Origin of the sequence: Azospirillum oleiclasticum, from assembly GCF_013423485.1 — a bacterium.
Lineage (GTDB): Bacteria > Pseudomonadota > Alphaproteobacteria > Azospirillales > Azospirillaceae > Azospirillum > Azospirillum oleiclasticum.
The window spans coordinates 207,336-229,167 of sequence record NZ_JABFFR010000003.1 but is presented as its reverse complement, the minus strand read 5'-3'; the positions used below and the strand labels follow the sequence as shown (position 1 = coordinate 229,167).

Annotated in this window: 19 protein-coding genes; 9 read left to right on the top strand and 10 right to left on the bottom strand. The window is 69.1% G+C overall.

The window, feature by feature from the left end:
* Nucleotides 1-25 precede the first annotated feature (25 nt).
* Both HL658_RS06140 and cbiB read right to left on the bottom strand, forming a co-directional pair.
* Entirely contained in the window at nt 26-1,114 is a 1,089-nt protein-coding gene (locus tag HL658_RS06140; RefSeq protein WP_180281042.1) for a hypothetical protein, read from the bottom strand.
* Nucleotides 1,115-1,208: 94 nt separating this feature from the next.
* Entirely contained in the window at nt 1,209-2,171 is a 963-nt protein-coding gene (gene cbiB / locus HL658_RS06135) for an adenosylcobinamide-phosphate synthase CbiB (protein ID WP_343055022.1), read from the bottom strand.
* A gap of 28 nt (nt 2,172-2,199) precedes the next feature.
* Here cbiB and cobD point away from each other — a divergent pair, with 28 nt between their 5' ends.
* From cobD to HL658_RS06120, 3 genes are all read left to right on the top strand, one after another.
* A complete protein-coding gene (gene cobD, locus HL658_RS06130) occupies nt 2,200-3,243 on the top strand; it encodes a threonine-phosphate decarboxylase CobD (RefSeq protein WP_211109665.1) in 1,044 nt (347 codons plus the stop codon).
* Nucleotides 3,244-3,411: 168 nt separating this feature from the next.
* On the top strand, nt 3,412-4,977 hold the full coding sequence (locus HL658_RS06125; protein WP_246337343.1) for a sensor domain-containing diguanylate cyclase: 1,566 nt from the start codon (nt 3,412-3,414) through the stop codon (nt 4,975-4,977).
* A gap of 15 nt (nt 4,978-4,992) precedes the next feature.
* Complete coding sequence (locus HL658_RS06120) at nt 4,993-5,505, top strand: GNAT family N-acetyltransferase (protein WP_180281039.1); 513 nt, start codon at nt 4,993-4,995, stop codon at nt 5,503-5,505.
* 3 nt (nt 5,506-5,508) lie between these two features.
* Here HL658_RS06120 and HL658_RS06115 read toward each other — a convergent pair whose 3' ends face one another.
* The 7 genes from HL658_RS06115 to HL658_RS06085 form a co-directional block, all read right to left on the bottom strand.
* Nucleotides 5,509-6,609, bottom strand: a complete 1,101-nt coding sequence (locus tag HL658_RS06115) for a CgeB family protein (protein WP_246337342.1) — start codon at nt 6,607-6,609, stop codon at nt 5,509-5,511.
* The gene (locus HL658_RS06110) at nt 6,609-7,715 is read right to left on the bottom strand and encodes a CgeB family protein (RefSeq protein ID WP_180281038.1); all 1,107 of its coding nucleotides are present in this window, start codon (nt 7,713-7,715) and stop codon (nt 6,609-6,611) included. Before HL658_RS06110 ends, HL658_RS06115 begins: the two co-directional genes overlap by 1 nt.
* Complete coding sequence (locus tag HL658_RS06105; RefSeq protein ID WP_180281037.1) at nt 7,712-8,845, bottom strand: CgeB family protein; 1,134 nt, start codon at nt 8,843-8,845, stop codon at nt 7,712-7,714. The genes HL658_RS06110 and HL658_RS06105 overlap by 4 nt, the downstream gene beginning before the upstream one ends.
* Before the next feature lie 143 nt (nt 8,846-8,988).
* The gene (locus HL658_RS06100) at nt 8,989-10,080 is read right to left on the bottom strand and encodes a glycosyltransferase family 4 protein (protein WP_211109664.1); all 1,092 of its coding nucleotides are present in this window, start codon (nt 10,078-10,080) and stop codon (nt 8,989-8,991) included.
* A gap of 4 nt (nt 10,081-10,084) precedes the next feature.
* Entirely contained in the window at nt 10,085-11,395 is a 1,311-nt protein-coding gene (locus HL658_RS06095; RefSeq protein WP_180281036.1) for a TIGR04295 family B12-binding domain-containing radical SAM protein, read from the bottom strand.
* 24 nt (nt 11,396-11,419) lie between these two features.
* Entirely contained in the window at nt 11,420-12,493 is a 1,074-nt protein-coding gene (locus HL658_RS06090) for an SDR family NAD(P)-dependent oxidoreductase (protein WP_180281035.1), read from the bottom strand.
* The gene (locus HL658_RS06085) at nt 12,490-13,608 is read right to left on the bottom strand and encodes an SDR family NAD(P)-dependent oxidoreductase (RefSeq protein ID WP_180281034.1); all 1,119 of its coding nucleotides are present in this window, start codon (nt 13,606-13,608) and stop codon (nt 12,490-12,492) included. The genes HL658_RS06090 and HL658_RS06085 overlap by 4 nt, the downstream gene beginning before the upstream one ends.
* Before the next feature lie 264 nt (nt 13,609-13,872).
* Between HL658_RS06085 and HL658_RS06080 the strand changes: the two genes are divergently transcribed.
* The 5 genes from HL658_RS06080 (at nt 13,873) to HL658_RS06060 (ending at nt 17,981) form a co-directional block, all read left to right on the top strand.
* Entirely contained in the window at nt 13,873-15,144 is a 1,272-nt protein-coding gene (locus HL658_RS06080) for an ABC transporter substrate-binding protein (RefSeq protein WP_211109663.1), read from the top strand.
* A gap of 138 nt (nt 15,145-15,282) precedes the next feature.
* Nucleotides 15,283-15,807, top strand: a complete 525-nt coding sequence (locus HL658_RS06075) for a PAS domain-containing protein (RefSeq protein ID WP_180281288.1) — start codon at nt 15,283-15,285, stop codon at nt 15,805-15,807.
* The gene (locus HL658_RS06070) at nt 15,782-17,074 is read left to right on the top strand and encodes a methyl-accepting chemotaxis protein (RefSeq protein ID WP_180281033.1); all 1,293 of its coding nucleotides are present in this window, start codon (nt 15,782-15,784) and stop codon (nt 17,072-17,074) included. The genes HL658_RS06075 and HL658_RS06070 overlap by 26 nt, the downstream gene beginning before the upstream one ends.
* Nucleotides 17,075-17,186: 112 nt before the next feature.
* Nucleotides 17,187-17,609 (top strand): DUF6524 family protein, encoded by a 423-nt coding sequence (locus HL658_RS06065; protein WP_180281032.1) that lies wholly within the window; start codon nt 17,187-17,189, stop codon nt 17,607-17,609.
* Nucleotides 17,610-17,666: 57 nt separating this feature from the next.
* Nucleotides 17,667-17,981 (top strand): STAS domain-containing protein, encoded by a 315-nt coding sequence (locus HL658_RS06060; RefSeq protein ID WP_180281031.1) that lies wholly within the window; start codon nt 17,667-17,669, stop codon nt 17,979-17,981.
* Nucleotides 17,982-18,134: 153 nt separating this feature from the next.
* Here the strand turns inward: HL658_RS06060 and hutH are convergent, their stop codons facing one another.
* Nucleotides 18,135-19,670, bottom strand: a complete 1,536-nt coding sequence (gene hutH, locus HL658_RS06055) for a histidine ammonia-lyase (RefSeq protein ID WP_180281030.1) — start codon at nt 19,668-19,670, stop codon at nt 18,135-18,137.
* Nucleotides 19,671-20,065: 395 nt separating this feature from the next.
* On the opposite strand from hutH, the gene HL658_RS06050 reads away from it, so the two are divergent.
* Nucleotides 20,066-21,814: a type I secretion system permease/ATPase gene (locus HL658_RS06050; RefSeq protein ID WP_180281029.1), complete on the top strand. Its 1,749-nt coding sequence runs from the start codon at nt 20,066-20,068 to the stop codon at nt 21,812-21,814.
* Nucleotides 21,815-21,832 lie beyond the last annotated feature (18 nt).

The following is a 21,832-nucleotide window of genomic DNA, read 5'->3' as shown; positions in this document are numbered from 1 at the left end:
TTGGGCTATTACTCTATTATCTCTATCATCTGCAAGCCGGATCTTTTCCCCAAATCATCTCGGTCACTTGAAGAATTCCAGTGACACGGGTGCTGGTTCCTCCCGGCCCAACCGATGCATTTGCAGTTGCACATACCTTTGTGCGGTCTGGAGCAACGTACGTTATATGCACACCAGCCGTGGGCTGGCCATCTTTGGGAATTACTACCGGAGCTGCGAGATAACTTTGGTGAGCAGTATTTCCCGTCGGCATATAACTTATACAAACTTCATTTGTGGGGGTTCCGCTACAGTTATTGCCACCGATAGCACCACAATTAGCGGTAACTATTCGGCTACGTACGACCGGATTGTACTTTTCAGGACATGGCACGCGATCATCCCAGAATATCCACAAAAAAAATACAAGGAAAGAAAGTATTGAAGCCCCAACTCTCAATGCTGGATTCTTAAAAATATGAGTAACTGGGTCTGCAATAGGAGGATCAGGATTCGAAATAGGAGTATGTGGAATTTTATCGCCTTCACCCCCAAAATCGCCGATAATATCATCAGAAGTAATAACAAACCCCCTCTTCGAATATTTCTTTATTATATGCGATGTTAGATGTCGACGTATATTTTTCTCGAATTCGTTTGGCCCATTATATGCCCACCAAAGCCCCTCTGCGGGATATGTCTTCTTGAACCGCATGACTTTACCCCACTGCTCCACTTCTTCATAGCTTTTAGGGGAGTAGGGCTTACTATTGAAATACATCATAATATTTGGCGAACCATTTTTCTTCCATGCATTATAAGCAGTTAGAAATTCGTGTTCTGTACCTGATTCCTTTCCCAAAACAGGTGTCCCGAACCTCGTCCAGAATATTCCGATAAGTAGATCGCACTGACCGATTTGAAGCGCTTCATCGACTGCACCTTGTGGCCCCATGGGGTGCATTATTGGATACGCAAACCTCTCCCAAGTATGCAGCTGAATAGTTATATTGTGGCTCCGACAAATCCCAGCATTCAACTCGTCAACAACTTCAGAGAGTTTTTTTCTTTCGCGGTCCACGTCACCAGGGGACGCCACAACGAGATTCAGAACCCTAGTATAATTAGAATTCATGATATGCATCCTATTATGTTATAATCTATCAATTATTGCACATCTTAAGGCGAAGTGGAATGGCGAATCATCCGATTAGCTCTTGAGCCAATAGTCACAGCACAATTCCCAGCACCACCGCCCCACCGATCAGCGCCGCGCAGGTGCGGCGGTAGAGCAGCAGGGCGCGGTCGATGTCGTGGACGGTGGCGGCGGTGCGACCGGGGCCGAGCCAGACATCCGCGATCCGGACACCACCATAGGTCCGCGGGCCGCCGAGCCGCAGATTCAGGGCGCCGGCCATCGCCGCCTCCGGCCAACCGGCGTTGGGAGAGCGGTGGCGGGCGGCGTCCTTCCAGGCGGACCGCAGCGCATCCTCTGGCGAGGCGCCGGGTGTCAGCGCCGCACCGGCGGCGATCAGCAGGGTGGACAGGCGGGAGCCCGGCAGGTTGACAAGGTCGTCCAGCCGCGCCGCCGCCCAGCCGAACGCCTCGTGCCGCGGGGTGCGGTGGCCGATCATGCTGTCGGCGGTGTTGATGGCCTTGTAGAGCGCGATCCCCGGCAGCCCGCCGACGAACAGCCAGAAGGCCGGGGCCACCACCCCGTCGGAGAAATTCTCGGCGAGGCTCTCGATCGCCGCCCGGCTGACCCCATGCTCGTCCAACGTCTGCGGGTTGCGGCCGACGATGCGCGACACCGCCTCCCGGCCGGCGTCGAGGCCGCCGGTGGCCAGCGCGTGCGCTACGTCGTGCACATGGTCGTGCAGGCTGCGCTGGGCCAGCAGGGTGGAGGCCAACAGCCCCTCAACCAGCCAGCCGAAGGGCAGGGCACGCGCCGCGCCCGCCAGCGCCGACGCCGCCAGCCACACGACGGCGAGCAGGATCAGGAGCGCCACCACCCCCATGGCCCGCCGCCGGCCGGGGCTGTCGTGGTCGTGGTTGAGCGCGGCGTCCAGCCGTGCGATGACCGCGCCCATCCACACCACCGGATGGCGGATGCGCGCGTACAATGCATTCGGGTAACCGGCAGCGGCCTCGATGACCAGTGCTGCGGCGAGAACGGACAGGTCGAGGCTCACGGGAGTGGGTCCGGAAAGGAAGGTATCGATGGACGCAAACATGCAGCATCCGCCGGACGGCACCAAGCCCGCCGTGGGGCCGATCCTGCACGGCGGCGATCTGGAGGCGGCGCGGGCGGCGTTCCCGGACGCGCCGGAGCCGTGGGTCGACCTGTCCACCGGGATCAACCCCTGGCCCTACCCACTGCCGCCGCTGGAGCCGGAGCTGTGGACCCGGCTGCCGGCACCGGGTGCGGAGCGGCGGCTGCGGGAAGCCGCGGCGGCGGCCTACGGCGCGCCGGGAGCCGAGCATCTGGCCGCGGCGGCCGGGTCGCAGGCGCTGATCCAGCTGTTGCCCCTGCTGCGCCCGCGCGGACGGGTGGTCGTGCTGGGGCCCACCTACGCGGAGCACGCGCGCTGCTGGGCACTGGCCGGGCACGCCGTGGAGACGGTGCCGGAGCTGTCCCGCACCGATGCCGACGTGGTCGTGGCCGTCAACCCCAACAACCCGGACGGGCGCGTCCTGACGCGCGACATTCTCCTGGACCTCGCGGAACGGCAGCACGCCCGCGGCGGCTGGCTGGTGGTGGACGAGGCGTTCGTGGACACGCTGCCGGAGGCGAGCCTGTGCGGCGACGTCCGGCCGGGGCTGGTCGTGCTGCGGTCCTTCGGCAAATTCTTCGGGCTGGCCGGGCTGCGGCTGGGGCTGGCGGTGGCCGAACCGGGGCTGGCCGGCCATATGCGCGCCGCGATCGGGCCGTGGGCGGTGGCAGGTCCGGCGCTGGCGGTGGCGACGGCGGCGCTGCGCGATTCGGGGTGGATCGCCGACACACGCGTTCGTGTGGCGGACGCGTCGCGGCGGCTGGACGGAATTCTGACGGCCGGCGGGCTGCGGGTGGTCGGCGGCACCCACCTGTTCCGGCTTGCCGATGGTGGCGGCGGAACGCAGGAGCTCTACGCAACATTGGCGCGTGGCGGCGTGCTCGTCCGCCGGTTCGAGTGGAATCCCAAATGGTTGCGGTTCGGTTTGCTGCGCCGCACAAGAGAAGAGGTCCGCCTGCACGCGCTCCTGAGCGATGCAACCAATCTATGACCATCGATGCGCGACAAGATGGCACACGAACACCCGCTGTTGACTTTCGTACGATCCGCTCAAACGCTCTGATTGCGACGCAAGAAAATGATATGCTAAACGGGCGGTATGTTTGACTCGAACGCCAATGGAGCGGTCCAGGTGGGGGAGGTGGTGGGAACACCCGTCATGTGGCGGCTGTATGATGGACTGCCATCCGGCGTCTGCGTGGCGGACGGCGACGGCACGATCCTGTACGCCAACCCGCATCTGCACCGCATTCTCGGGTACGAACCGGGGACGCTGGTCGGGCTCTCGGCGAGCGAGTTCGACTGCGACGAGCTGGCGGCGATGGCATTGCCGGGTGTGCAGTCGCGCGAATGCCGCTACCGCCGGCGTGACGGCGCCTGGATGTGGGTGGTCGAGGCGGTGACGGAGACCGACGGCCCGACCGGCGAGCCGGTGCGGCTGTTGACGGTCACCGACGTCTCGCGGCACCATCGGGTGGAAGCCGTCCTGCGCGACCAGCTCCTGATGAAGGAGGTGCTGTTCGAGACGCTGCCTGTGCCGGTTTTCCTCAAGGACGCCGAGGGGCGCTACGTCGATTGCAACGACGCGTTCGAACGCTTCACCGGCCTGCCCCGCCAGCGGCTGATCGAGCGCACGGCCTTCGCGGTGATGGATCGGCGGGTCGCCAGCGCGCACGCCGCCATGGACCAGGATCTGGTGGTGAACTGGGGCCAGCGCACCTACGAGGAATCGGTGCCCGTCTCCGACGGCACACTGAAGCCGGCGCGCATCTCCAAGGCCGCCTTTTGCAACAGCGAGGGGCAGCTCGGCGGCATCGTCGGCGTCATCCATGACCTGTCCAAGGGCATGCCGGACGAGGCGAAGCTGCAGACGATCCTGGAGCAGAGCCCGATCGGCGTCTCCGTCTCCCGCCGCAGCGACGGCATCATCATCTTCGCCAACACCCGCTTCGCCGAGCTGATCGCCATGCCGCGCGACCGCGTCATCGGCTCCCACGCGCGGGACTACTACGTGGACGAGCAGCAGCGGTCACGGGTGCTTGAGCGTCTGCGGACCTCCGGTTCCGTCGTCAACATGGAGGTGCAGTTCAAGCGGGCCGACGGCTGTCCCTTCTGGACGCTGTTCACGGTGAACCAGGCAGTGATCCAGGGAGTGCAGGTCAACCTCGCCTGGATCTACGACTACACCGAGCGGCGCAATATGGAGGAGGCCCTGCGCGAGATGGCCTCCAAGGACCCGCTGACCGGCATCTACAACCGCCGTTCCTTCATGGAGATGGCCCGCCAACAGCTCGCCCGCGCCAACCGCTTCCAGGAACCGATGTCGGTGATGGTCCTCGACGTCGACCATTTCAAGCATGTCAACGACAGCTACGGCCACGCCACCGGCGACGACGCGTTGCGGCTGGTGGCGGGCGCCTGCACGTCGGTGCTGCGGGAGTACGACCTGCTCGGCCGCCTTGGCGGGGAGGAGTTCGTGATCGCCCTTCCCGGCACCACGCCCGACGAAGGGGTCGTGGTGGCGGAGCGGGTCCGCCGGCACCTGTCGCGCATGCCGATCCCCGGCCCGGCGGTGCGCTTCCACCTGACGGCCAGCATCGGCATCGCCTGCATCGACTCGGCGATGGACACGTTGGAGAAAGCCATCCACCGGGCCGATCTCGCCCTCTACCGGGCCAAGCGGGAAGGGCGGAACCGCGTCTGCGTGTACCAGCCGGGATTGTGAGCGGAGGCCGCCGGGGTGATCGATACCTTCGAAACCGAACGGCTGACCGCCCGTCCTGTCCGTGCGGACGACGCCGTCGACATGCACCGGCTCCATACCGACCACCGTGTGATGGGCCCGATCGGCGGGGCCATCGCGAGTTGGGACGAGGCGGAGGCATTGACCCGCCGGATGATCGATCATTGGGGCCGGCACGGCTACGGCGTCTGGGTGCTGCGGTTGCGTGACAGCGGCGGCTTCGTCGGTCGGGTCGGGTTGCGCCGCCGCGACATCGACGGCGTGGAGGAGACGGAGCTGATGTGCGCCCTGGCTCCCGACCATTGGGGCCAGGGCTACGCGACGGAGGCCGCGCGGGCGGTCATCGGCATCGCCGTCGATCACCTGCGGATGCCCAGCCTCGTGGCCGGAGTGGCACCGGCCGATGCGGCGTCGCGACGGCTGGTGGAAAAGCTGGGCTTCGTGTTCGAACGCGACATGATCAACGCCGGCCGCCCGCAGGCGCTGCACCGCCTGCGGGCGGTGGTGTAAGCCTCACCCCCCCGACACCGCCAGCACCGCCATGCCGCGCACCTCGGCCACATAACCTTCCAACTCGGCGGCGCGGCGCCAGCCGGTGTGGGAGGCCATGACCCGCTTGCGCGCGGCGCGGCCGATGGCGCGGGCGTGGCCGGCGGTGGTGTCGCGCAGCCAGCGCTGCACCGTCTCCGGATCACTGGTGATGAGGATCTCGCGCTCCGGCTCGAACACGGTGCCGAGACCGTCCCAGGGGTCGCTGATGATCGGCACGCCGCAGGCGGCCGCTTCGAACAGCCGGACGCTGGGCGACCAGCCGGCGGCGATCATGTCGGTGCGGGTGACGTTCAGGGTGAAGCGCTGGGCGTTGTAGAAGCGCCGGTGCTCGGCCGGCGGCAGATGCTCCACCCGCTCCACGTTGGCGGGCCAGTCGATGTCGGCCGGGTATTGCGGGCCGGCGACGATGAAGCCGCCGCGTTCCCACGCGCGGGCGGGCTGGATCAGCAGCCGGTCGAGCGTTGGCTGGCGGTCCGGGCTGTAGGTGCCGAGATAGCCGAGGTCCCAGCGCACCGGCCCGAGTTCCGGGTAATAGCCTTCCGGATCGACCGAGCAGTAGAGCACCCGGGCGCGCCGGGCGCCATAGGCCCGCTCCAGCCGCTCCAGCGTCGGGCCGCCGGTGAAGGAGAGATAGAGGTCGAAGCCGGGGATCACCTCCGGCGACACATACTCGTGCTCGCCGCGCTCCAGCTTCGCCAGCGTCACCGGCGTGTCGATGTCGTAGAAGGCGGTCACCCCCTCCGCCGTCGCCTGCACCCAGCGGGCGACCTCCACCCCGTCCGGCACGTAGGAGCCGACGATCACGAGATCGGCGTCGCGCACCAGGGCGGCGTGCCGTTCCGCCAGCTCGTCCAGGCCGTCGTAGAGGGTGACGTCGCAATAGTCGGGCCGCGGCAGGTCACGGTGCGCGGCGTACCAGGGCTTGTCGTGCTCCAGGAACCGGATGCGGTGGCCGCGCGCGGCCATGCCCTTCAGCAGGGCGCGGTAGGTGGTGGCGTGCCCGTTCCCCCAGGAGGAGGTGACGGTCAGGCCGAGGACGACGACGGTCATGGGACGCAGCATCACGCACTCTCCTTCAGGAGGAATCGGTCGGCATCGGCGCCGGTCAGCAGGGCTTCCACCGCGTCCGCCCGGCTGTCGTAGGTGTGGTGTGCCAGCACACGGGCGAGTGCCGCCCGGCCGATGGCCTGCGCCCGTTCGGGCGTCAGCGCGGCCACATGCTCCGCCACCTCCGCCCCGTCACGGGCGACCAGAACCTCGCGGCCCGGCTCCAGGAACAGCCCGATGCCGGTCCAGGCGTCGGTGATCAGGCAGGCGCCGGCTCCGGCCGCCTCGAACACGCGGGTGGCCGGCGACCAGCCCGTCTCCGCCATGCTCTGGCGGCTGATGTTGAGGACCGCGGTCGCCGAGCAATTCAGGCTGTTGTGGTCGGCGGTGTAGACGTGGCCGATGGCGCGCACATTGGCGGGCAGCGGCTTGTCGTGCCAGCCGTTGCCGCCCAGCAGGAAGCGGTGGCCGGGAAGCCGGCTTGCGGCGTCGAGGAAGAAGGCCTCCACCCGCGCCTCCCGATCCGGCAGGCGGTTGCCGAGGAAGCTGAGATCGGCGGCGAAGCGGTCCTGCTTCGGCGCCGGGTGGTGAGTCTCCGGGTCGAGCGCGTTGTAGATCGGGACGCAGAGCCTGGCGCCGCGCTGCGTGAAGGCGCGCACCACTGGCGGTCCGCCGCCGTAGGTCAGCACCATGTCGAAGCCGGGGATCTGCGCGTTCAGCGGCTCGGCCGGGTTGGCGGCGAGCTGGGCCAGGGTGGCCGGCGCGTCGACGTCCCAATAGACGGCGAGGCCATCCGGCCGGCGGATCGACAGCACTCCGGCGGCGATGTCGTCGTCCATCACGCCGACGCCGCTGGTCTTGACCACAACGTCGGCGCCGCGCGCGTCGTCCAGGGCGCGCGCCAGCCCGTCGGTCGTCGGCTCGTAGACGACGACGCGGCACCAGGGCGGGTCGGCGATGTCGCGGTGCTTCTGCCGATCCCAGGCGTCGGGCTCGTAGAAGGTGACGCGGTGGCCGCGGGCGGCCAGGGCGCGGATGATGCCGCGGTAGTAGGTGGCCGCCCCGTTCCAGTAGGCGGACACCAGGCTCGATCCGAAGAAGGCGATGGTCTGGGCGGTCAACGGGCGGTCTCCCCGGTGGCGAAGGCGTCGGCGGTCCCGGTGGCGCCGAGTTCCGCCAGGATGCTCAGCAGTTCCTCCGCGCGGTGGGCGCAGGTGTGGCGGGCCAGCACCGTCTCCCGCCCATAGCGGGCGAGGTCCGCGGCCAGGGCGCGATCGTTCAGCACATCGCGCAGGTGGCGCTCCATGGCCGCGCCGTCGTCGGCGATCAGGAAGTCGGTGCCGGGGCGGAACAGCCCCTCCGCATCCTCCCACGGCGCCGACACCAGCGGGACGCCGCAGGCCAGCGCCTCGAACACGCGGATGGTCGGGATGCCGGGCAGCGCCTCCACATAGGGGCGGCGCGGCACATGGACGGTCACGCGGTGGCGGGCGAAGACCTCGGGCGCCTTGTGGTTGGGCAACCAGCCGCCATAGCGGATGCCGGCCTCCGCCAGCGCGCGCAACGCGTGGTTCGGGTAGCGCACGCCGTGGATCAACGCCTTGAGGCGCAGGCGGCGCACAGGCTCCAGCAGGAACTCGTGCAGTTCGGCGGTGCGTTCGTCGTCGCCCCAATTGCCGATCCACACGAGCTCGCCGCCGGGATCGATGCCTGGAAGCGGGTGGAACAAGGCGGTATCGGCGGCCTCGTGCCACGTCCAGGCGCGCCTGCCCCAGCCGGCTGCGGCGTAGCGGTCCCGCAGCACCGCGCCGAAGGCCAGAACCCCGTCGTAGGCGGACAGGTCCAGCCCCGCCATCTCCTCCGGCTTCGACACCATGCGGTGGTGCGTGTCGTGGAAGAGCAGGGCGAATCGCCCGCCACCCGCGCGCACCCTGCCGATGCCGGCGACGAGGGCCGGGTCGGTCCACTCGTGCACGATTACCGCGTCCACACCGTCGAGCGTGCGGTCCAGGTCGAGGGCGGCGGGGTCGTAGGCGTGCGAGGTCAGGCTGGGAAAAGCGTCGTGGAAGGCCGCCTCGGCCGCCTCGCCACCGTCGGCGCGCAGATTTTGGCGACTCCAGCCGTCCCGCGGCTCCAGCACGCGGACATCATGGCCGCGGGTCCGCAGGTCGCGCACCACGCCGCGCAGGAAATGCGCGTTGCCGTGGTTCCAGCAGGACACCAGCGAATGGGTGAACAGGACGATGCGCATCAAGTCCTTCGTCGATCGTCGGGGCGGGAAAGGAAGGGGGCGCTCTGCCACTGTCGTTGGTGGCGGTGCGCTTGCGAAGCGGCGGAGACGCGGTAATCCGGTGCACTTAGACCGGGGGGAGATTGGGAGGGGGGCCGGGGCGATCACGTCCCCAGCCCGGCCATGTCGGCGTACAGGTCGAGATACGCCCGCACCATCCGGCCTGCGGAATAGCGACCCGCGCGCTCACGCGCAGCGGCTCCCAGGTGGCTGCACCGGTCGCTGTCCGCGGCCAGCCGTCGCAGCGCATCACCGAGGGCGGTGGTGTCCCCCGGCGGCACGAAGTCGGCGGCTCCGTCCCACAGCTCGCGCAGGCTGGGGATGTCGCCGAGCACCAGAGCGCAGCCGGCCAGAGCCGCCTCCAACGGGGCAAGGCCAAAGGGCTCGTAGCGGGCGGGGTGGACGAAGACGGCGGCCTGCCCGTACCAATCCCGCATCTCATCGGTCGCCAGCCGTCCGAGCGGGCAGGCGTGGGCCAGTGGGGTGTGGTTGCCGTCCGGGCCGCCGGTGTCGCCGGCCACGAAGACCGGCCAGGGAACACGGGCCGCTATGGCATCGACGGCGGCGATGTTCTTCGCCTCGTCCCACAGCCGGCCGGCCGCCAGGAACAGGTGCCGTTTGTCCGCGTCGGCACGTCCGGCGGGGTCGCGGCCATTGTGGATGACGGTGCCGCGGGGGATGGGTCCGTAGTGCGTCTCCAGCGCGTCCAGCATGGCGCGCGTCGGCGCCACCACCCGATCAGCCAGCCGCAGCCCGTCCGCGACGCGCTCCGCGTAGCGCCTCCAGGCGGGCGGGGGGTCTGTGCCGTGCACCGCGCGCCACCAGGACAGCACGCAGCTGTGCGCGACACACAGCACCGGCGCCCGGAAGGGCAGGGCCGCGTGGGCGTAGCCGTTCACATGGATCAAGGCCGGACGCAGACGGCGCTCCAGCTCCAGCAGCCAGTCGCCGGTCCGGCGAAGGTCGTCGTCCGGATCGGCCATCCATTCCAGCTTGAACGGGGCCGCATCCAGTATGAGGCCGGGAATCGACATGGCGGCGGCCCGCTTCGTCGTGTCCGGCGGGTCGCCGGTGACCGCCATAGCCGTGGACACGCCCGCCGCCGCCAGCCCGCGCGCCAGTTCCAGCGCGTAATCCCACACCCCGCCGACCGCGTCGGCCGTCATCAGGATGCGCGGCGGTGCAGGCGGTCCCATGACCTCACTCCGCCGCGCGGAGCGGGGTGCGGGCTTCGAGTTCCTGGAGCCGCCGGGGCCGCTGGTCCTGGATGTCGCAGAAATGGTCGAAACGGACGAGATAGTCGTCCACCGCCCGCTCCCACGCATCGTCGTCGGGCAGGCCCCAGCGCCGGCGGTAGTCGGGGGAGCCGGGGTAGGGGAAGAGCGGCACCGGGTCGTTGGACCACACCCCATGCTCCGCCATCAGCGCGCGCCAGCGCGCCACCTCGTCCGGGTCGTCGTCGCTGGTCAGGATCAGGTTGGCCTGGACGAAGGGCACCACCCGCTTGGCGAGGATCAGCCGCTCGCTCAGCTCGTCGGTGCCGAGCCGGCATTTCTTGTCGAGCGCCGCGCGCCCGGCAACGGTCAGGCTTTCGACGCCGGCCTCGATCGACACGCAGCCGGCGCGACCCAGCAGATCGATCTGTGCGGGCTTCCACAAATCCAGCCGCGTCTGCACGCCGAACTTCACCGGCCGCTCGGCGAGCGCGATCAGCAGCGGCTCGTTGGGCAGGAAGATCTCGTCGATGAAGTAGACATACTCGACCCCTTGCGCGATCAGCCCGTCCAGTTCCCTGATCAGGACCGGCACCGGCCGCTTGCGGTACGCGTCGCGGAAATTCTCCTTGGCGCAGAATGTGCAGGTGAAGGGGCAGCCGCGCGACGCCTCCATCTCCGCGCCGGGTCCGGTGGCCGGGGCGTCGAAGCGGTGGTGCTGGTGGCGGTGGCGGGCCACCCAATCCGTGGGCCAACGCAGCGCCGGAAGGTCGGTGAAGGCCGCGGCCGCGGGACCGCCGTTGACGCGGATGCCGCCCTCGCCGTGCGGGTCCCAGGTGCAGACATGCGGCAGCGCCGACCAGTCCTCCTCCCCGGCCAGCCGGACGATCACCTCCTCGCACTCGCCCATCACCACGGCGTCGACGCCGAGCTTGCGGAGCGCGGTGCGCGGGGTGGTGGAGCCGTGCGGACCGACGCCGACCATCAGGCCGCCGGCTCCGCGCAACGCCTCGACGGTGGCCATGGGGACCCGCAGTTCCGGCGGGGCGCAGCGCCAGAACAGGTAGCTGGGGGCTGTGGTGACCACCGTCATGTCGGGAGCGAAGGCGGCCACGCGGGCGGTCAGCTCCGCCATGGACCAGCCCAGGAGCTGGGCGTCGAGGATCGCGGCCTCATGCCCGGCCAGCTCCAGCAGCGCCTTGGCGTATCCGAACTCCAGTGGCAGATGCGGGTCACGGCAGCCGAAATAGATGCTGCCGTCGAAGCTCCAAGGCGGGTTGACGAGGGCTACGCGCATGATCGGCCTTCTCTCCCCGGATCGTCAGGACGCGACGCGCAGCCGTTCGGCTGTCGGACGCGCGTCGGTCAGCCAGCGCGACAGGCGCGTCAGCCCCTCCTCGATGCCCACCCGCGGGCGCCAGCCGGTCCGGGCGAAGAAGCGCCGGGTGTCGGACACGTACCAGGGCTGGTCGCCGGTGCGCCATTCGTCGAAAGCGATGTCGGCCTTGCGGCCGATCAGCCGCGGCATGCGGTCGAGCAGTTGCAGGAGGCTGGTTGCGTTGGCCGGGCCGCCGCCGATGTTGAACGCCTCCCCGGTCAGCGAGGCGATCCGTTCCTCGGCGAGGCGGAAGGCATCGACCAGATCGTCCACGAACAACACATCCCTCACCTGTTTGCCGTCGCCGTACAGCGTGATGCGGCCCCCGGACAGGACGCGCTTGATGAAATGTGCCACCCAGCCCTGATCCTCCGTCCCGAACTGGTGGGGGCCGTAGATGCAGCTCATCCGGAACACAGCGGCCGGAATGCCATAGGTGCGGGCGTAATCCAGCACATACTGATCGGCCGCGCCCTTGGAGCAGCCATAGGGACTGGCGAAGTCCAGCGGCTGCGCCTCCGCCAGCCCGCAGGCCGCCAGCCTCGCGTCGCGCGGGGCGTAGCCGTCGGGTGTGGCCTGGAAGCTGATGCCGGGCAGGGTGCCGTAAACCTTGTTGGTCGAGGTGAAGACCACGGTCGGCGGGCGCTTCTGGCTGCGCACCGCCTCCAGCACGTTCAGCGTGCCCGCGGCGTTGACGGTGAAATCGTGCCGCGGATCGGTGACGCTGGACGTCACCGCCACCTGGGCGGCGAGATGGAACACCGTTCCAGCTCGCGACACCGCGGCTTCCACGGCGACCGGATCGCGGATGTCCGCGATCAGGCTTTCCACCTGATCGCCGTGCGTCGCCTCCAGCCAAGCCAGATTCTGCTCGACACCCGCGCGCGACAGGTTGTCGAGGATGATGACCCGCCGCCCCTCCGACAGCAGGCTGTGGGCGAGGTTGCAGCCGATGAAGCCGGCCCCGCCCGTTATCAGGACCCGCGTGGCTCTGGAGCCCTCGGTGCGCCCGCTCATACCGACAGCCCCCGGCCGGTGAGTTCCTTGCGCATCTCCTCGATGCGGTCGACGGCGATCTGCCGGCTCAGCCACTCGGCCAGCTCGGCCAGCCCGTCCTCCAGCGTCACGCGCGGCTCGTAGCCCAGCAGCTCGCGGGCGAGGGTGATGTCGGCGAAGCAGTGGCGGATGTCGCCGACGCGGCAGCGGCCGGTCACCTCCGGCTCGATGTCCGGACGGCCCACGGCCACGGCCAGCGCCGCCGCCGCCTCTCGCACCGTGCGGCTGACGCCGCTCGCCACGTTGATGACACGACCGGTGGCGGGCTCGGCGGTCAGCGACAGGCGGATGGCCTGCACGACGTCGTCCACATGCACGAAGTCGCGGCGCTGCTCGCCGTCCTCGAAGATCAGGGGCGCACGGCCGTTCAGCAGGCGGGTGGCGAAATTGGCGAGCACGCCGGTGTAGGGGTTCGACAGGGCCTGACGCGTGCCGTAGCTGTTGAAGAAGCGCAACGCCACCGTGCCGATGCCGTAGGTCTCGCCGATCAGCAGGCACAGCCGCTCCTGCACGTATTTCGACAGGGCGTAGACGCTGGCCAGCGTCGGGTGCACGCCCTCGTGGGTCGGGGCTGGGCGGACGTCGTCGCGGCCGACGAATTCGTGCTCCCAGCGGCCGGCGCGCATCTGTTCGACGCTGCGGCTGGCCACCTCCACCGTGTTGCCCCTGGAGTCGAGGTACAGCCCCTCGCCGTACACGCTCATGCTCGACGCCACGATCAGGCGCCGCACCGGCCGCTCGATCAGCGCCTGGAGCAGAACCGCGGTGCCGTGGTCGTTGACACCGACATAGTCGCCGACCTGATACATGCTCTGTCCGACACCGACCCGCGCGGCGAGGTGGACGACGGCGTCCATGCCGCTGAGAGCGCGGGCGACGGCGTCGGGGTCGCGCACGTCGCCGTGGATCAGCTCGACCTCGGGGGCGAGATAGTCGGGACGGCGGCCCGCCTCGCCATGCACCTGCTCGTCGAGCGAGTCCAGAACACGCACCCGGCACCCTTGTGACAGCAGCTCATCAGCGAGATGCGAGCCGATGAACCCGGCGCCGCCGGTGATCAGGACCCTTTCCGTCATGATGTTCCCCCGCGAATTTCGTTCTGCGGCACAACGGTGTTGTGGAAGGGTATGTTCCCGGGGAAATCCGCGGATCGCGATCCGTCCGGCGGCCCATCCGGCGTACGTCGGGCGACGCATGGCGGCTGTCCGTGCGCCTTCGCTGCGTGAACGCTTGACCGGGCGGGGCAAGCGTGGTCACGGCGATGGAGGGCAGCCGAGGTTCGTGACGACACGGTGCGGATTGCATACACTGTGCGGACACGATCCCCGGGGGAGGGGGAAATGCTTCCATCATGGGCGGTCGCCGGAGCCTTGCTGCTGTGCATGACAGCCGGCACGGCGCGGGCGCAGGTGACGCTGACCGTCACCTGCTTCGCCGGTGCCGGATTCGCCGAGGCCTGCCGCACCGCGACGGACGAATGGTCGCGGCGCACCGGCAACGCCGTGCGGCTGCTCTACCAGCCGGAAGACACCACGCTGGTCTATGAATCCGCCCGCTCCACGCTGGAGAGCGGGTCGGACGCGGTGGACGTGTTCCAGGTGGATGTGATCTGGCCGGGCGCTCTCGCCCCCCGGCTGGTGGATTTGCGCCCGCTGGTGCCGGCGGCGGAGGTGGAGGCGCATTTCCCGCAGATCGTCGCCAACAACACCGTGCAGGGGCGGCTGGTGGCGATGCCCTGGTACACGGACGCCGGTCTGCTCTACTACCGCAAGGATCTGCTGGCGAAGCACGGGTTCGCGCCGCCGCGGACCTGGGCGGAACTGGAGGCGGCGGCAAAGGCCGTGCTGGCGGCGGAGCACCGTGCCGGCAACCGCGAGCTCCAGGGCTTCCTGTGGCAGGGCCGGGCCTATGAGGGGCTGACCTGCAACGCTCTGGAATGGATCGACAGCTTCGGCGGCGGCGGCATCGTGGAACCGGACGGCCGCGTCTCCATCAACAATCCGCGCGCGGTGCGGGCGCTGGACCGGGCCGCCTCGTGGCTCGGCAGCATCACGCCCTGGGCCGTGCTCTTCTACGCGGAGGCCGAGACGCGCGATCTGTTCCGATCCGGCAACGCCGTCTTCATGCGCAACTGGCCCTTCGCCTGGCACGAGCTGAACCGGCCGGACAGTCCGGTCGCGGGCAAGGTGGGCGTCATCGCCCTGCCGATGGGGGAGCCGGACGGCAAGCATTCCGGCACACTGGGCGGCTGGAACCTTGCCGTGTCCAGCCATTCCCGGCATGTCGCCGAGGCGGTCGACCTCGTCCGCTTCATGACCGGGCGGGAGGAGCAGAAGCGGCGCGCCATCCGCTGGTCCTACAGCCCGACCATCCCCGCCCTCTACGAGGATCCGGAGGTGCTGAGCGCCACCCCCTTTTTGCGTGACCAGCTCGGCACGCTGCTCGCCGCGGTGGCACGGCCGGCGCAACGCACGGGCCGCCAGTACACGGCGGTGTCCGCCGCCTTCTGGAGCGCTGTCCACGCCACGCTGTCGGGGCAGGGCGACGCGGGCCGCAACCTCGGTGAGGTCGAACGGACGCTGGAGCGCCTCTCGAACGGCGGGAAATGGTAACCTTTGGACGCGTTGTGGTTGACGACGTGCAACAGATTGTCGCACCGGTATTCGTCTCAAATTGACGAGGATCAACGCTCCGGCCGCATGCGCATGAAACCGTCCACCCCCTCGAAGCGGGTGTCGGGCGGGGGCAACATGGGTCGGTCAGCCGCGAACGTGGACGGGCGCGAGCGCAGTTTCCAGGAGGACGAGATCATCGTCTCCAAGACGGATCTGAAAGGCATCATCACCTACGCCAACGACGTGTTCATCCGCGTCAGCGGCTTCAGCGAGGAAGAACTGCTTGGCCGTCCGCACAACATCGTGCGCCACGACGCCATGCCGCGCTGTGTCTACAAGCTGCTGTGGAGCCGCATACAGTCGGGCCGCGAGATCTTCGCCTATGTGGTGAACCGCGCGAAGAACGGCGACTTCTACTGGGTGTTCGCCCATGTCACGCCGGTCTATGGCGGCGGCACCGCGATCACCGGTTACCATTCCAGTCGCCGGTTGCCGCAGCGCGCCGCGGTGGACAAGGTCGCGGCCCTCTACGCGGCATTGCGCGAGGAGGAGACACGCCACACCAGCCCGGCCGCCGGCACCCAGGCGGCGGCCGACCGGCTCGACGCGATCCTGCGGGAGAAGGGATGCTCCTATGACGAGTTCGTCTTCTCTCTCTAAGGCGCTTGCCGCCCTGGCCGTGGCCGCCGCCTGCATGGTGGTGTCGGCCGCGCACGGTGGTGCGGCGGGTGCCGGGGCCGGGGTGGCGGGACTGGTCGCCATCGGCGCCACGGTGCGCTGGGTCCGCATGACCCAGGGTTCGCTGCGCCGGACCCACACGGTCCTGACCGCGGCGGCCCGTGGGGACCTGTCGCAGCGGGTGCTCCACATCCGCGGCACCAGCGAGATCGCGGAGACCATGCGCGACGTCAACCGGCTGCTCGACCGCATGGAGTCCTTCGGGAAGGAGTCGCACGCGGCCATGCAGTTCGCGGCGAGCGGCCAGTACTACCGGCGCATCGTCACCACCGGCATGGTCGGCGACTTCGCCGCCTTCAGCCACACCATCAACACCGGGCTGGAAGCGATGGACCGCAAGAGCCGCGACTTCGTGTCCGGAGCCATGCAGATCGGCGCCAGCATCCGCGAGGTGGCGTCGAGCCTGTCGGCCAGCGCCTGCCAGCTCGAGGCCGCGTCGCGCTCCATGACCCATGTGGCGAGCACCACCAACGAGCAGTCCGGATCCGCGGCCGACGCCGCGCAGCAGGTGTCGGCCAACGTCAACGGTGTGGCGTCCGCCACCTCCCAGGTGTCGGGTGCCATCGGCGAGGTGGCGCGCGGCGTGTCGCGCACCGCCGACCTCGCCAAGGATTCCGTCGGCCGGGTGGGGGAGGCGGACGCGACCATCCTGTCGCTGCTGCGCGCCAGCGAGCAGATCGGCACCGTGGTGCAGCTCATCAGTTCCATCGCCCAGCGCACCAACCTGCTGGCGCTCAACGCGACCATCGAGGCGGCGCGGGCGGGGGAGGCGGGCAAGGGCTTCGCCGTCGTCGCCACCGAGGTCAAGAACCTCGCCAACCAGACGGCGACCGCGACGGAGGAGATCACCCAGCAGATCGGCACTGTCCAGGCCGTGACCCGCAGCACGGCGGAAGCGATCCAGCTCGTCGGCCGGATGATCCGCGAAATCGACCAGACCGCCGTCGGCATCGCCGGTGCCGCCGAGCAGCAGAGTGCCGCCATCGGCGAGATCAGCCGCTCCATCCAGGAGGCGTCGAACGGCGTGCGTACGGTGGCCGACGCGGTCGGCACCGTGGTGCTCGGCACGCAGGAGGCGAGTGCGGCCGCCGGTCAGGTTCTGGCGTCCGCCGGCGAGCTGGCCCACCGCGCGTCCGACCTGAACCGCGACATCGACAGCTTCGTCACCCGCGTGTGCAGCGGGCGATAAGCTGCCGTGGACGGTGACCTCCGGCGGACACCGTCGCCATGATCTGGAATCCGCCGCCCGGTTGAGGTAAACCGGACGGGTTCGGTCATGTCGGCCGGAGGGAGGATCGGGCATGGCCGGGGCAGCACCGCGTTTCAGACCGTCGGACCTGTTCATCCGCTTCTTCTTCCTCTTCACCCTGACGCTCGCCAGCTACAACCCGACCGGCTATTCCTACGTGCATTGGGCGCTCGACCCGTCCTTCGAGTATGTGTCGGTCAAGCTGGTGATCGGCATGGCGCTGTTCCTGGCACACGCCTACTTCATCCGCATCACCCACCGCGCGCTCCAGTACCGGGGCGAGCGGCTGGCCGTGCTGTTCTTCGTATCGGCCGCCTGGGCGCTGTGGAGCCAGGATCTGTTTCCGTCGACCTGGAGCTGGCTGGTGCTGGCGGTGGAGGCGGCCTACGCGCTCTATCTCGCCGCCGGCATGTCCTTCGTTCTGCTGTGGCAGCATGTCTCAGGTCAGGTCACGGCCATCCCAGAGGTACACTGACTTTGTGCTAGGATCATCACCAAGGACCGGCATTGGCCGTGTCAGGAGGGGCTTGCCGTGACATTCACCATTCATGACGAGGCGGGCGCTCGCGTGGTGACGCTGGCGGGCCAGTTCACCTTCGACGCCACCGACGATTTCCGCGCCGTGATCGAGGAGCTGGAGGGCGGGCGTGTCTCGCGCTGCGTGCTGGAGATGTCGGGGCTGGAGTTCATCGATTCCGCCGGGCTCGGGCTTCTCGTGCTGGCGAACGCCGCCGCTGGCCGCAAGGGGATCGCGCTGAGCATGCGCCACCCCCGCGGGCAGGTGCGGGAGATGATCGAGATCGCCGAGTTCCAGACCATCATCCCCTGCGAGTTCGAGGCGGCGTAGGACTCTTGCAAAGTCCCATTGATCGGGGCCGATCAATGGGCCCTCAAACGGCGGACGCGGCCATCCGGCCGCTTGCCTTCGCGGGCATTGGCTTAGCAGGGGCCTCAACGGCCCAGCCAAGTCCCGACGAGTTGCACTCGTCGGAACTTGGTATCACCCGCCGCTGGGCAGCAGCTCCGCCGCGAAGTCCAGGAACCGCCCCCCGGTGACCAGCGCCTTGGCGGCGGCGATGTCGGGCGCCATGGCGCGGTCGTCCACCCACGCGGCGGCGACACCGCGGAGCAGGGCGTGGGCACGCCCCAGCTCCGGTGCCGTGACCAGCGGTGCGCGCAGGTCGATGCCCTGCGCCGCGGCCAGCAGCTCCACCGCCAGGATGCCGGCGAGGTTGTCGGCCATCTCGCCGAGCCGTCGGGCGGCGTGGGTCGCCATGCTGACATGGTCCTCCTGGTTCGCCGAGGTGGGCAGGCTGTCCACCGAGGCGGGGTGGGCCATCTGCTTGTTCTCGGCGGTCAGGGCGGCGGCGGTGACCTGGGCGATCATGAAGCCGCTGTTCAAACCCCCGTCGCGCACAAGGAAGGGCGGCAGGCCGGACAGGTTGGTGTCCATCAGCAGGGCCGTGCGCCGCTCCGACAGGGAGCCGGTCTCGGCCAGCGCGATGGCGATCACGTCGGCCGCCATGGCCACCGGCTCGGCGTGGAAGTTGCCGCCGGACAGGATGGCGCCGTCGTCGGCGAAGACCAGCGGGTTGTCGGAGATGGCGTTCGCCTCCCGCTCCAGCACGCCGGCGGCGAATCGCAGATGGTCGAGCACGGCGCCCATCACCTGCGGCTGGCAGCGCAGGCTGTAGGGGTCCTGCACCGTGCCGTGGTCGCCGCGGTGCGAATCGCGGATGCCGCTGCCGGCCAGCAGCCGGCGGTAGACGGCGGCGACGTCGCGCTGCCCCGGCTGGCCGCGCGCCGCGTGGATGCGGTCGTCGAACGGGCCGTCGCTGCCCATGGCGGCGTCCACGCTCATCGCACCGGCGACCAGGGCGGCGGCCACCGTCTCCTCCGCCGCGAACAGGCCGATCAGGGCCAGAGCCGTGGACACCTGGGTGCCGTTCAGGAGCGCCAGCCCCTCCTTCGCCTCCAACTCGACCGGGGCGAGACCGGCGCGGGCCAGTGCGGCGGCACCGGGCATCCGCTCGCCCTCGACCATCGCCTCGCCCTCGCCGATCAGCACCGCGGTCAGATGCGCCAGGGGGGCGAGGTCGCCGGACGCGCCGACGGAGCCCTTGGCGGGGATCACCGGCAGCACGCCGCGGTCGTGCAGGGCCAGCAGCGCCTCGATCACCACGGGCCGCACGCCCGAATAGCCGCGCGCCAGGGCCGCCGCCTTCAGCGCCAGGATCAGCCGCACGGCCGCGGCATCAAGCGCCGGTCCGGTGCCGGCGCAGTGCGACAGCACCAGCCGCCGCTGCAACTCGCGCACACGGTCGGGGGGGATGCGCTTGCGGGCCAGCAGGCCGAAACCGGTGTTGACGCCATAGACGGCGGCGTCACCCGCAGCGGCCCGCGCCACCGTCCGCGCCGACGCCTCGACCGGCCCGCGCCACCCGTCGGCCAGCGTCACGGGCGCGCCGCCGCGTGCGATCCGTCGCAGTTTCGCCAGCGTCAGCGATCCCGGAATCATCACCAGCGGCCCGCTCATCCGTCCCTCCGTTCTCTTGCTCGCCCCAAGATGACAGGTTCCGCGCGAAGGGGAAGGCCCGAGCGACAATTGGCGTCCCACAGTATTCGCTCCCCCCGTTCCCCGTGCCGGACACCGCCTGCAGCGGGACCGGACAAACAACCGGGATCCGGCGGATCCCGCCCTTGGTCCAAACGGCGGATGGGGCAAGTACTCGCGGGTCCAATAGGGGCGAACCCTCGACGATCTTTCGTTGCAGGGTCGGCTATGTTGCGGCGCAAAGGGGGCAGATCCGGTGGCATTCCTGTGACGTCGATAATGTTTAACATACCGTTTACCATTTCAGCCGTCCCATCACCCTCGCCCGCTTGCCGCGGGCATTTTGCGAGAATTGCCGGCACCAGGAGGGCCGATCCATGCCACCCACTTCAACGGCGACGTCGGGGATCATCGGGAACCGGGACGCGTTCGGCGGGCGCTATTTCGTCCGCGTGCTGATGGGCGCCTTCCTGTTCAGCGCCGCCGTGAACGCGCTGATGCTGAGTGTTCCGCTCTATTCGCTGCAGGTGTTCAGCCGCGCCATCCCGTCCGGCAACATCGACACGCTGGTGATGCTGACGGTGATCGTGGTCATCGCGCTGTCGATGATCGCGCTGCTGGAGACGGTGCGCTCGCGCATGCTGAACCGCGCGGCCAACGCGCTGGAAGTGGCGTGGCGACGCCGCCTGACCGGCGAGATGCTGGACCAGGCCGCGCGCGGCCGGCCGGACGCCACGCCCATCCTCGACCTCATGGAGGTCAAGGGGGCGATGACGCGGCCGACGCTGACCGCGCTGATGGACCTGCCCTGGACGCCGATCTACGTGCTGGGCATCTACCTGATCCACCCCGTGCTGGCCGGGCTGATGCTGGCCGCCATGGTGATCCTGACGGTGCTGGGCTACGCCGGTCACGCGCTGCTCAAGGGCTTTTCCGAGGACCAGCGCCTGCCGTCCGGCCGCGCCCAGCGGCTGTTCGAGGCGGTGCAGGCCAAGGCCGACACCGTGCGCGGCCTGCGCATGGGGCCGGCGGCGCTGGAGGCGGTGACCCGCGACAGCATGACCGGCGCGGCGCTGAACGGCTACGCCGCCGAGAGGGGTGCCGTGATCGCGTCCTTCACCAAGTGGGTGCGCTACCTGCTGCAGATCGGCGTGACGGCGGTCGGCGGCTGGCTGGTGATCGAGAACCACCTGTCCTTCGGCGGCATGATCGCCACATCCATGCTGGTCGGCCGCGGCATGGCGGCGCTGGAGCAGACCGTCGGCTCCTGGGGCGGGCTGCAGAAGTCCTGGCAGAGCTGGGGCCGCCTGTCGGCCCAGATCAAGCGGCTGTCGCGCGAGCCGGAGCGGCCCGGCGTGCCGGTGGAGCCGGAGCGGCTGACGCTGGAAAACGTGCTCTACGTCAACCCCCGCGACCAGAAGCCGGTGCTGCGCGCCGTCAGCTTCCAGGTCGAGGCCGGCGAGACGGTGTGCGTGCTGGGCGCCAACCGGTCGGGCAAGACGGTGCTGGCGCGGCTGTTGGCCGGCGTTCAGGCGCCGTCGGCCGGCACGGTGCGGCTGGGTGGGCTGGCGCTCGCCATGCTGACGCCAAAGGACCCGCTGACCGGCATCGGCTATCTGCCGCAGGGTGCGGACCTGCTGCCGGGCAGCATCGCCGAGAACATCGCCCGCTTCCTGCCGGCCAGCGACGAGGCGGTGATCGCCGCCGCCAAGATCGCCGGCGTGCACACGCTGATCGAGACGCTGCCGCAAGGCTATGAGACCGAGGTGATGGACCCCGCCTCGCCGATCACCGGCGCCTTCGCCCGGCTGATCGCTCTGGCCCGCGCCGGTTTCGGCAGCCCCTCTCTGGTGGTGCTGGACGAGCCGGCGCTGGGGCTGGACGACACCGGCATCGCCGCGGTGCGCGGCTTCGTGTCGGCGCTGAAGGAGCGGGGGGCCACCGTGGTCCTGCTCAGCCACACCGCGCAGTTCGTGGACATGGCCGACAAGACCTTCGTGCTCCAGAACGGCATGGCCGTCGCCGCCACCCCGCGCAAGGAGGCTGCCCCGCCGCAGATCGCGGGCGCCAGCTTCGCCCGCATGCGCAGCGTGACCGCCACCCCGACCGCCCTGTCCGCGGGCTGACGGCAGCCTGCAAGGAAA

Excerpts from the sequence above, each read along its gene's own strand:
- HL658_RS06080 (WP_211109663.1), top strand. The coding sequence starts at position 13,873 with ATGCTTCCATCATGGGCGGTCGCCGGAGCCTTGCTGCTGTGCATGACA.
- HL658_RS06100 (WP_211109664.1), bottom strand. The coding sequence starts at position 10,080 with ATGGGACCGCCTGCACCGCCGCGCATCCTGATGACGGCCGACGCGGTC.
- HL658_RS06125 (WP_246337343.1), top strand. The coding sequence starts at position 3,412 with ATGTGGCGGCTGTATGATGGACTGCCATCCGGCGTCTGCGTGGCGGAC.
- HL658_RS06095 (WP_180281036.1), bottom strand. The coding sequence starts at position 11,395 with ATGCGCGTAGCCCTCGTCAACCCGCCTTGGAGCTTCGACGGCAGCATC.
- HL658_RS06075 (WP_180281288.1), top strand. The coding sequence starts at position 15,283 with ATGGGTCGGTCAGCCGCGAACGTGGACGGGCGCGAGCGCAGTTTCCAG.
- HL658_RS06070 (WP_180281033.1), top strand. The coding sequence starts at position 15,782 with ATGACGAGTTCGTCTTCTCTCTCTAAGGCGCTTGCCGCCCTGGCCGTG.
- HL658_RS06105 (WP_180281037.1), bottom strand. The coding sequence starts at position 8,845 with ATGCGCATCGTCCTGTTCACCCATTCGCTGGTGTCCTGCTGGAACCAC.
- HL658_RS06140 (WP_180281042.1), bottom strand. The coding sequence starts at position 1,114 with ATGAATTCTAATTATACTAGGGTTCTGAATCTCGTTGTGGCGTCCCCT.
- HL658_RS06115 (WP_246337342.1), bottom strand. The coding sequence starts at position 6,609 with ATGCTGCGTCCCATGACCGTCGTCGTCCTCGGCCTGACCGTCACCTCC.
- cobD (WP_211109665.1), top strand. The coding sequence starts at position 2,200 with ATGGACGCAAACATGCAGCATCCGCCGGACGGCACCAAGCCCGCCGTG.
- hutH (WP_180281030.1), bottom strand. The coding sequence starts at position 19,670 with ATGAGCGGGCCGCTGGTGATGATTCCGGGATCGCTGACGCTGGCGAAA.
- HL658_RS06085 (WP_180281034.1), bottom strand. The coding sequence starts at position 13,608 with ATGACGGAAAGGGTCCTGATCACCGGCGGCGCCGGGTTCATCGGCTCG.
- HL658_RS06090 (WP_180281035.1), bottom strand. The coding sequence starts at position 12,493 with ATGAGCGGGCGCACCGAGGGCTCCAGAGCCACGCGGGTCCTGATAACG.
- HL658_RS06065 (WP_180281032.1), top strand. The coding sequence starts at position 17,187 with ATGGCCGGGGCAGCACCGCGTTTCAGACCGTCGGACCTGTTCATCCGC.
- HL658_RS06050 (WP_180281029.1), top strand. The coding sequence starts at position 20,066 with ATGCCACCCACTTCAACGGCGACGTCGGGGATCATCGGGAACCGGGAC.